Genomic DNA, 9,874 nt, shown 5'->3' with positions numbered 1-9,874 from the left:
TGGTGAACGCCTTTGTCGAATTCAAAATGAGTTTCTTCCCCAAAATGAATGGCCAACTCATCCATTTCTTCGAACAAGGATTTAGCTTCCTTTTTCGAGCAGGCATAAACCTCAGTAGACGGTAGCTTACGGTGCACATGTACTTCTGAACTCATTCTAATGTTCTCCCTCTCCGCATAGCTTAAAGGTAACCTCTAGACCGATTCAATGGGGTGACTCTTTAAGGGTGAAATTTTAGCTTTCGTGAGTTCCCAAATCGAATTTTCATCTCTCGCACCCTCCAGTCATTCAGTACCAAAAGCCAAAACCCAGGAGGTTCTCGATACTTTAACGCAATGCCCCAAATTACTCGCAACACATGGGTCAAATCCGCCGATAATATGGCTGACACCTAACCGAGGATTTTACCATGCTGCAGAACATTCAACCCAATCTCAGCCTACCAAAAGCTCAACCATTACAAGGCCTTGGCAAAAACATGCAGACGGTGTCGGCATCTGGTTCAAAGCGTTTAGGTGTAACCGCGGAACCCGCTACTCGAGCTGAGCCCTCCCAATTAATCCTCAATACAGGCCGGCTGGTCGATCATCCCACCGATAAAAGCAGCGCTGAGATGATTAGCCACATGCTCAAACTTCGTGCTGAGGCTGCCAAGGGCACCACTATTAATCCGAGTGACCTGATCGCTTACGGGAAAACCAGCGTCGGAAACCAGGTCGATGTTGCTTTGGACCGAGCCTATTTTACCGAATTTGTCATCCCCGAGATTAAGAACGCCAAGGACTCTATTCATATTGCAATGCTAACCTTCGACGGTGGACACTTCGGTCAATACCTTGTGGATCTCCTCATCGAGAAGAAGCGAGAAAATCCTGAAATGGCCATTCGAGTCTTGGTCGATGCCGGGATGAGCGATGCTTCCTATCCGTGGAGTCAAGGACGCAAAAATCTGAAACGTCTTGAAGATGCGGGCATCGATCTGAAGCTCAGTTCACCACTTGAGCATGGGTTGGAACATCGAAAAACAATCATCATCGATGGTACCACCGCCTTGGTCGGTGCCTCATGTATTGGAGACGAGTACTTCGCCAATGATGCATATTGGGATGCTTTTACCAAAGCCAGTGAAACCACGTCTCTCAAATCAGCTAGAGAAGCTGCCTTCTCACCCGGCACAGGCGTTGGCGAACCTGCATTTGTGATCACGCCTGAAATGCTTCGACCCGAATACCAAGACTTTGGAATGAAGATTCAAGGCCCCGCCCTTCACAATCTACAAGCTGCCTTTCTACAAAGCTGGATTGATAGAGATAAATCACTGGAGCCCGGCACCAACGATGCAGACCTCGTCGAACGATATTTTCCCGCAGCACAAGTCGCTGGGAAAATGCCTGTTAAACTTACCCACGGTGCACCTTGGGGCCCTGGCGAAATGCAACAAAACCTCTTGGCTATTATTCACGGCGCTGAAAAAACTTTGGATATTGAAATGGCCTACGTCCATGTAGCGGAGTTCCACGAAGCACTGACCGAAGCCGCTAAGCGAGGCGTTAAAATACGTCTGATCACCAACTCCAAAGATGGAATCGACTTCGAGCCAAGCTGGCATATCTACCGGCAATACTACGAAGGGATTCTTTCTGAGCCGAATATAAAGATATTCGAATTGAAGAATTACTCCCATCGTAAATTTATGGTCGCCGATTCAGAGGTTGTCTTCAGCTCCAGCGGTCAAGCAGAGTTCAACTCGTGGGAGCGCGGTTGGGACGACATCGCTCTCATTCACAGCAAAGAACTGGCGGCGAGTATCGAAGACAAAGTTTTTAAGCATTCACTCGATGACGGTGCTTGCGACGAAGTCACATTGGCATCGCTTCAGAATGAAAGCATGTGGACACAAATCAAAACCGCAGTGATCACCTTTTTCTACAATCTCTTCGCCAACAGTTATCGCAGCCTTGTAAGCCCTCACCTCAACGACGAACCCCGCCGCGTCATGGTTGGCCCCTCCTCTTCAAAGAGCAAGCTGCTGCCTGTAAATTCGTGGATGCAACCACAAGACACAAATGTGCTCTCGCCTGCTCCCAGTATAGATTCGCAACGCTCTATTTTTAGATAATATCTTATTATGAGACAGACTGTTCAACGAGAGAAAGAACCGACGAGCGCTTTAATGTGCGAGACAATGTCCTCACCTTTACCCATCACTAAATCATTGTGACCATAACCTGTATAATGCGCAAAGGCATGAAGGTTTGTCGCTGAACGGGCCAGAGATTGCCCCATTGAGAATGGTACAATCTCATCTTGCTGGCTGTGGACAACCATAACCGGACACCGGATACTTGGTAGCTTCTTTAACGAATCCATTTTCGTAGGAACGAGAAACTTAGGCACACCAGGGATGAGCTTCTGGGCCATATCCGGAATACTCGTAAAGGTCGACTGAAGCACCAACGCACCCGGTTCGTGACGAAGGGCAAGCTCCGTAGCCACCGCACCGCCAAGGGATTTCCCATACAGAACGATGTCATGGGAAGAAAAACCAGCTGCGCCTGTTAGCCACTGCCACACGGCCTCGATGTCGCGGTAGAATCCTTTTTCACTCGGCTTGCCGGAACTCTTTCCGTAGCCCCGATACTCGACCATCAACACACTTACGCCTGCTTGGGTGAGCTGACAGCCCCACTCGAAACGGTCGGCAATACTTCCCGCGTTACCATGGTAGTAAACAAGGACTTTGTCAGATGATTCATTTTTCAAAAACCACCCATGAGTGGTGACACCGTCTTCAGCCTCAAAAAAAACATCTTCAGCAGCGCACGAGCCACGCCCTTGAGTCTCCCAATTTCCTTCTGGATACAAAGATGGGTAAAAAATCAGCGCGCCATCAAAACTCATGGCTAAGACTCCTACAAACAGGACGCCGAGTAGAACCCCAATGATAATTCTCACTGAGTATCGCCCTTCATCACAATGAGGCTAACGAAAAAACTTCGAGAATTCTTCGTAGCCTGCTGCGGCGAGTTCATCAACCGGTACAAACCTTAAACTTGCAGAATTGATGCAGTACCTTAAACCTGTTGGTTTCGGACCATCATTGAAAACATGGCCAAGGTGAGAGTCCCCGTAGGCCGAACGAACCTCCGTTCGCACGCTAAAAAAGGATGCGTCGCGGTGCTCGGTAACATGCTCTGGGACTAAAGGGCGCACAAACGATGGCCAACCTGTACCCGACACAAATTTATCCTTCGAGCTAAAGAGAGGTTCTCCAGAAACAATATCAACGTAGATGCCCTCTTTTTTATGATTCCAATAAGCATTCTTAAACGGTCTTTCGGTCCCCTCTTCCTGCGTCACTTTGAATTGAAGCGGTGTCAGCATCGCGCGGATTTGAGAGACATCCGGCTTCACATACCGAATCGACTTTTTCTTTTGGTCTTTCCATACCCGTTTCAAGAAGCCCTCTCTCCCCGACCCGCGGCGGTACCGTTTGTAGTGAGATTCATTTTTTCGGTAGTAGTCTTGGTGGTATTCTTCAGCTGGGTAAAATACCGTGAATTCAGTGATTTCCACCCGGATAGGCTTCGAGAAAACACCTGATTTCTCTAGGCTTACCTTGGATGCCAAAGCTTTCGCTTGTTGGCCCTCGTTGTGAAAAAATATACCTGGACGGTACTGGGTCCCGCGGTCGGCAAACTGCCCATGAGGATCCGTGGGGTCCATACTGCGCCAAAAAATGTCCAGTAACTTATCAAAACTAACCAGGTTAGCGTCGTATGTAATTTGAACGGCCTCGGTATGGCCGGTCTTACCACCCGCCACCTCTCGGTAGGTTGGGTTCACCTCCGGACCGCCGGTATAACCAGAGATCACGCTTTTGACCCCGCCGATATTCTCGAATGGAGGCTCCATGCACCAAAAACAGCCACCCGCAAATGTGGCTTTTTGTTCACCTTTTTCCGAGAAACCATCCTTGGCGGCCTGGGCCGAGCTCATCCCTACGGCCAGCAGACAAACCGCTGCTCCGAAGGCTGTGAATACCATTTGCTTGTTCATCACTGACTCCCGTTCCTTGGCTCAGTTCCCCTGATAACCGGCTACAAGGAACAGATATTCCATCTCCCTTCAATTGACCACATATGGCCGTTGACAACCGCTCAAATAAAAGCAGACTGGACGTCTAGAGGAGATAAAGATGTTGAATTCCAGCGTAGCTCAAGCGGTTATCGACCGTGGACTTTTTCTCGGTGCTGATTTTGTGGATCTCTTTGTTGAGAATCAAAAAATCACCGAGGTAGAACTGCTTTCCAGTAAAATCGAGAAAATAAATTCAGGTATCGACTTCGGTGTGGGTATTAGAATGGTCGTGGGTAGGAGCGTGCTCTACGGATACACGAACCACACTGCTCAGGAAGAATTGCTCCGCGTAATCTCTCTCATCGCAGCTCAGCTCGACGATAAAGGTGAGAAACGTAGCACCCAGTTTACCAAGCAGAATCTTGCCGACCGCCACCCGGTCCAACACCCACTTTCTGCAAGTTCAAACATCGACTCAAAAGTGGACTTCCTGAAAAGAATGGATGTCTCCGCACGAGCAGAGCACAATCACATTCAACAATTTATCGGTCGTGTTCTTCAACGTGAGCAAGCCGTAGAGATTTTCAACTCAGACGGCCTTCATGCCCAAGATGTTCGCCATTACTGCCGGATTGCTGCCACCGCAGTAGCAGAAGACTCAGGGCTTCAATCCTCTGGTTATGTTGCTCCTGGCGCATTACAAGGCTGGGAGTTTAACACCGGCCACGATGCAGCAGACCTGGCACAACAAGCCGCCAAGCAAGCACTGATCAAATTACATGCTGACGATTGTCCGTCAGGCGAAATGCCAGTAGTGATTGGCAACGGCTTTGGCGGTGTTATCTTCCACGAGGCCTGTGGCCACCTACTCGAAACCACATCCGTCGAAAAGAAAGCCTCGGTTTTTCATGACAAGATGGGTGAGATGATTGCAAACCCCGTGGTCAGCGCCGTAGACGACGGCCTGCTCGAAAATGCCTGGGGCTCTATCAATATTGACGACGAGGGCATGCCAACCAAACGCACGCAGCTTATCAAAGACGGTAAGCTTACGTCATTTATGGTCGACCGTGTAGGAGCCATGAAAACTGGCTTTGAAGCAACGGGTTCAGGAAGACGGCAGAGCTACAAATTCGCTCCGGCCTCACGGATGCGTAACACCTTCATCGAAGCAGGCGACTCCAACTTGGACGAAATGTTGGCAAGCGTTGAGCACGGAATCTACGCCAAGAAAATGGGCGGCGGCTCCGTTCAACCCGGCACCGGCGAGTTTAACTTCAACGTCCAAGAAGGCTATCTGATCAAGAATGGTAAGATTGCTGGCCCACTTAAATCGGCAACGCTTATCAGCACCGGGCCCAAGGTATTGAAAGAAATCAGCATGGTTGGGTCCGACTTAGAACTCGCTGCCGGCATGTGCGGTTCAGTGAGTGGAGCAGTTCCCACCACTGTTGGCCAACCCGCTTTGAAAGTAGACAAAATTCTCGTTGGAGGTCAGTCATGAGTAGTACCAATCGTGAAATTTTAGACTCTGTTATAAAAATCGCTAAGGATAAGAATGTCGATGCGGATGTCATTCTGACACAAGAAGAGCAACTTGGTCTCAAGGCAGACCGCGGAGAACTTTCCGAGTATAAAGTGACCTCTTCGCGCTGCGTTGGTATTCGAGTTGTGCAAGGTGACCAAGTCGGCACAAGTTATTCCGAATCCGTTGAGCCATCGAGCCTAGAGACCATGGTCCAAACCGCCATTGAAAATGCGGGTTATGCCAAAGAGGATCCGAATGAGAAGATCTGTGCCAACGACCAAAAGATTGCAGATTGGTCCAGTAGAACCTGCTTAGAGGACGAGGCCACCGTAGAAGAAAAAGTGGCACTCACTTTAGCACTTGAGAGTGGGCTTGAGGGACGAGATATCCCCGCCAAAGCGCCCTACAATGCCTTTTCCGAAATCAATTACGAGATCTCTATGGCCAACACTTTAGGTCATACGTGTTCCCACCAGGAGCGCCAAGTAAGCTGTTACACCTATGCTCTCCTGGACCAAGAGGGTCAGCAATCGATGCACCTTGGCTATGAAGTGGGTCGTCAATTTCAAGAATTAAGTGCTCAGCGCGTAACCGATGAAGCCTATGAAACGGCCAAGGACTTACTCACCGGCACCCCAGTTTCTACCGGAGCCTATGAAGTGGTCTTTACCACCGATTGTCTCAACGATTTACTCTCTGCCTTTGGCATGTGTTGGTCTGGGCAATCCGCAATGAAGGGTCTGAATCCACTTCGAGAAAAGATTGGCGAAACCATCGCTCATTCTGAGTTCTCGCTTTTCGACGACCCATCCGTTGATGGCGGCTTTGCGCTGCAGGCTTTCGACAGCGAAGGATTTGCAACGGTTCGAACGCCTATCGTTGAAGCTGGTAAGCTTTCGACTTTTCTCCACAACAGTGCCACGGCCAACTTCTTTGGTACTGCTAATACTGCAAATGCGGCCCGCGGAACCAAGAGCGCACTCTCGGTGTCACCGAGCCACCTTTGTATCGGTACCGGAAGCCAAACTGAGAAGGACCTTAAATCAGGAACCTACCTCGAGCTGGTCAGCCTCCAAGGTGTACATTCGGGTGCCAATGCCATCAGTGGCGACTTCTCCTTCGGAGCCAGCGGGTTTCTTCATGAGAATGGAGAACGCAAACAAGCTGTTCGAGGCGTTACAGTTGCCGGGAACTTTTATAAAATGTTGCAAGAAATTTCAGCGATTGGTGACACCACGCATTCAGACCATTCTCGGTCATTCTTTGCGCCACTGATACGTTTCGACAAGCTGAGCGTGGCTGGGGCTTAAAAGTCTTGCCAGCAATCATCGAACATTCCTTGCAGTTCACCTCGCTTCTTTCTATCACCTGACTAACCTAAGCGCCTCGCTCGTGATGCGGTCTGGCGCTCTTTTCCCGGGAGAAACTATGCAGCTCTTGAATCCACATGACTACAAACGCAGCCACAACGACAAACGCTCACAAGAGATTGCAGAAAAGACCATCGCATTCTTTGAAGGCAAGGGTCTTACTCAGATTAAGAAAGATGACCAAAGCGCAATTTGGTACGACGACTTTTTAAACTTTGTAAAAGAGAACGAGGTTTTCTCGACTCTTCTCACTCCTGAGGGTTACGGCGCAGACGATTCACGTTGGGACATGTGGCGCATCAGTGAGTTCAACGAGATTCTAGGATTTTACGGACTCTGCTATTGGTATACTTGGCAAGTAACGATTCTTGGCTTGGGCCCTATCTGGATGGGCAAGAACGAGGAGCTAAAGCATAAAGCTGCGAACCTTCTTAAAAACGGTGGCGTCTTTGCCTTTGGCCTGTCGGAGCGAAACCACGGCGCGGACATTTATTCCACGGGAATGATTCTTAAAAAACAAGAAGACGGTACCTATCTCGCGAACGGCAGTAAGTATTACATTGGCAACGGCAATGTTGCCGCAATGGTTTCAACCTTCGGCATGATTGAGGAAACCAAAGAGTATGTATTTTTCACCGTTCGAAGTGACCATGAACAATATGAATGTGTTAAGAAAATCGAGACGTCAGGGGTTCGGCAAGCATTTGTCTCAGAGTTTACCCTCACGGATTATCCTATCACCGATGCAGACATTCTCACCGTAGGCCAAGAAGCTTGGAACTCTGCACTCAACACCGTCAATGTTGGTAAATATGAGCTTGGGTTTGCTTCAATTGGTATCGCTACGCACTGCCTCTACGAGGCAATCAACCATGCTGCCAATCGTAAGCTATACGGGCAGTACGTTACCGACTTCCCCCATGTGAAAAAGCTATTCACCGAGTCTTACGCTCGGTTGGTGGCCATGAAGCTATTTGGTGCAAGAGCAGCAGATTATATGCGAGTTGCATCCGACGATGACCGTCGTTACCTGCTTTATAATCCGATTATGAAAATGAAGGTCACCGGCCAAGGAGAGCAAGTTGTAGGAATGCTCCACGACGTCATTGCGGCCAAAGGCTTCGAGCAAGACACCTATTTCGAAATGGCCATCCGAGATATCGGTATGCTGCCCAAACTGGAAGGCACGGTTCATGTCAACATGGCACTCATCGTCAAGTTCATCCAGAACTACTTCTTTGGGAACATCGATTACCCCGAAGTGGCGAAGATGGACGGCGTGAAGAACGACAGCTACCTTTTCAACCAAGCATCTGGCGGACTTGGAACCATTAAATTCCCTGACCACGCGCTGGCCTTTGAAGGTATGTCTACACCGAACCTAGACATCTTTAAAAACCAGCTGGCCACATTCAAGAAGACACTGATGAAGGCGCCCCCTACTCCCAAGCAAGCAAAGAATATGGATTTTATGCTGGGCGCAGGTGAGTTGTTTACACTCATCGCCTACTCGCAGCTGATTCTCGAAAACGCGAAAATCTATGATGTTAGCGAAGACATTGTAGATGCGATTTTCAACTTTATGGTCCGAGACTATTCTGAATATGCGCTTCAGATGGTTCTCAACCAAGATCTCAGTGATGATCAAGAAGTGCTCTTCAAAGAGATGATTCAAAAGCCGGTCAATGATGCTACTCGCTTCAACCGCGTCTGGGAAGAATCGGTCTACACTCTCAAAGACCTTTATACGATGAACCCGTAGATGATTCACATAGAGTGAAAGAATGGCTGAGTGGGCGTAAACGAATCTATCGTTTCGCCCTATTCACCTGAAGATACCTGCGCAATTACTCGGCGCAACCAAATTCCATATCGTAAGCGCTGCCTTCAGAAATTCCTGAATCGTTCACATTAAGATAGCTTTTCCAGTTAAGACCACTCGTGGTCTGAGGCATGAGACAAGACTCTCCAAGGCCCTGAACGGCCACAGCTGGCTGGTTCGGCGTGTACTTAAAGCCGCTGAATGTAAACTGACCAAAGCCGCTTCCCTGCCCTACAAAAAACTCATTGGAATCTAGCCATGCAGTGCCGAGATCTAGAAATGCGAACGCGTTTTGGCTTAGCTCCAAGTTCAAAATGTAACTATCACCAATCGTCGTTAAATCATTCGCATTCTTAAATGTGAGCGTACCGGACATGCTGGTACAGTCTTCGCTGGTTTCAACAACCGCCAAAACATCACCATCTGGGCTCGGGATCACTTGAACCGCAGGAATCACACCCGACATACTCCCAGCTCCATTACAGCCCTTCATGTAAATCGCATTAGAAGAAGCAATCTCAGTGGTTGACCCATCCAGCGTCATCTTTTGAAAAATAATATTCCGACGCTGGTAACGATAATTGCCTTCGGTGAACTCTTCCGATACCGGCTGCGTATGTCCAACAATCAGATAGCCGGCGCTGTTCATGAACCAAGCACTGTCCAAAATTCCTGGTAGGCGAGGTCCGATGGCCGTTCGACTATTGAGGTTGTTTGCCTGAGCCGTGAAAACCTGAAGTCTGTGGTTACGGGTCGAGTAATTCGAAGCACCAAACTCACGGCGCCGCTCGAAAATGTCTTTAAAAGCCAGCACAGCTTGTTCATCATCGGCCCAGATTCCACCTCGCCAATCTTCTTTGGTCTCCCAAGAGCCGCAAGCAGTGCTGCTAAACGCAAGGCCTATAATCAAGAGAAGTTGGACAACGCGGTTTAATATTATTCGAGTCATGGCAAAGTATCCTTATTCTTAAGTTATTTTCCTCGCCCATAAGCGCGGAAAACGAACCTGTCTAGATAGGAAAGACGATAACCTTGAGAGAATATTGAGCTGGAAAGGGTATGGCTACTTAAAAA

General features: G+C 48.8%; 8 protein-coding genes. 4 read left to right on the top strand and 4 right to left on the bottom strand.

Annotated features, from left to right (window positions below; genetic code table 11):
* A partial coding sequence (locus HOK28_15660; GenBank protein ID MBT6434535.1) for a hypothetical protein occupies positions 1-155 on the bottom strand: 155 nt, incomplete at its 3' end.
* Between the two features lie 254 nt (positions 156-409).
* On the opposite strand from HOK28_15660, the gene HOK28_15655 reads away from it, so the two are divergent.
* The gene (locus HOK28_15655) at positions 410-2,119 is read left to right on the top strand and encodes a phosphatidylserine/phosphatidylglycerophosphate/cardiolipin synthase family protein (protein MBT6434534.1); all 1,710 of its coding nucleotides are present in this window, start codon (positions 410-412) and stop codon (positions 2,117-2,119) included.
* Positions 2,120-2,142: 23 nt separating this feature from the next.
* On the opposite strand, the gene HOK28_15650 is transcribed toward HOK28_15655, so the two are convergent.
* Both HOK28_15650 and msrB read right to left on the bottom strand, forming a co-directional pair.
* The gene (locus HOK28_15650; GenBank protein ID MBT6434533.1) at positions 2,143-2,901 is read right to left on the bottom strand and encodes an alpha/beta hydrolase; all 759 of its coding nucleotides are present in this window, start codon (positions 2,899-2,901) and stop codon (positions 2,143-2,145) included.
* Between the two features lie 81 nt (positions 2,902-2,982).
* Positions 2,983-4,047, bottom strand: a complete 1,065-nt coding sequence (gene msrB / locus HOK28_15645) for a peptide-methionine (R)-S-oxide reductase MsrB (GenBank protein ID MBT6434532.1) — start codon at positions 4,045-4,047, stop codon at positions 2,983-2,985.
* A 151-nt stretch (positions 4,048-4,198) separates the two neighbouring features.
* On the opposite strand from msrB, the gene HOK28_15640 reads away from it, so the two are divergent.
* The 3 genes from HOK28_15640 (at position 4,199) to HOK28_15630 (ending at position 8,740) form a co-directional block, all read left to right on the top strand.
* Positions 4,199-5,584 (top strand): TldD/PmbA family protein, encoded by a 1,386-nt coding sequence (locus HOK28_15640; GenBank protein MBT6434531.1) that lies wholly within the window; start codon positions 4,199-4,201, stop codon positions 5,582-5,584.
* The gene (locus HOK28_15635; GenBank protein ID MBT6434530.1) at positions 5,581-6,918 is read left to right on the top strand and encodes a TldD/PmbA family protein; all 1,338 of its coding nucleotides are present in this window, start codon (positions 5,581-5,583) and stop codon (positions 6,916-6,918) included. Before HOK28_15640 ends, HOK28_15635 begins: the two co-directional genes overlap by 4 nt.
* A gap of 118 nt (positions 6,919-7,036) precedes the next feature.
* Positions 7,037-8,740 carry an acyl-CoA dehydrogenase gene (locus tag HOK28_15630; protein MBT6434529.1) on the top strand — a complete coding sequence of 568 codons (1,704 nt, stop codon included), beginning with the start codon at positions 7,037-7,039 and terminating at the stop codon, positions 8,738-8,740.
* Positions 8,741-8,825: 85 nt separating this feature from the next.
* On the opposite strand, the gene HOK28_15625 is transcribed toward HOK28_15630, so the two are convergent.
* A complete protein-coding gene (locus HOK28_15625; GenBank protein MBT6434528.1) occupies positions 8,826-9,749 on the bottom strand; it encodes a hypothetical protein in 924 nt (307 codons plus the stop codon).
* Positions 9,750-9,874 lie beyond the last annotated feature (125 nt).

It is taken from the genome of Deltaproteobacteria bacterium, assembly GCA_018668695.1.
In the GTDB taxonomy this organism is placed as follows: domain Bacteria; phylum Myxococcota; class XYA12-FULL-58-9; order XYA12-FULL-58-9; family JABJBS01; genus JABJBS01.
This window is presented reverse-complemented; position numbering and strand designations above follow the sequence as displayed.

Bases quoted from the DNA above. Each gene is read 5' to 3' on its own strand.
- HOK28_15650 (MBT6434533.1), bottom strand. From the start codon at position 2,901: ATGAGTTTTGATGGCGCGCTGATTTTTTACCCATCTTTGTATCCAGAA.
- HOK28_15630 (MBT6434529.1), top strand. From the start codon at position 7,037: ATGCAGCTCTTGAATCCACATGACTACAAACGCAGCCACAACGACAAA.
- HOK28_15635 (MBT6434530.1), top strand. From the start codon at position 5,581: ATGAGTAGTACCAATCGTGAAATTTTAGACTCTGTTATAAAAATCGCT.
- HOK28_15655 (MBT6434534.1), top strand. From the start codon at position 410: ATGCTGCAGAACATTCAACCCAATCTCAGCCTACCAAAAGCTCAACCA.
- msrB (MBT6434532.1), bottom strand. From the start codon at position 4,047: ATGGTATTCACAGCCTTCGGAGCAGCGGTTTGTCTGCTGGCCGTAGGG.
- HOK28_15625 (MBT6434528.1), bottom strand. From the start codon at position 9,749: ATGACTCGAATAATATTAAACCGCGTTGTCCAACTTCTCTTGATTATA.
- HOK28_15640 (MBT6434531.1), top strand. From the start codon at position 4,199: ATGTTGAATTCCAGCGTAGCTCAAGCGGTTATCGACCGTGGACTTTTT.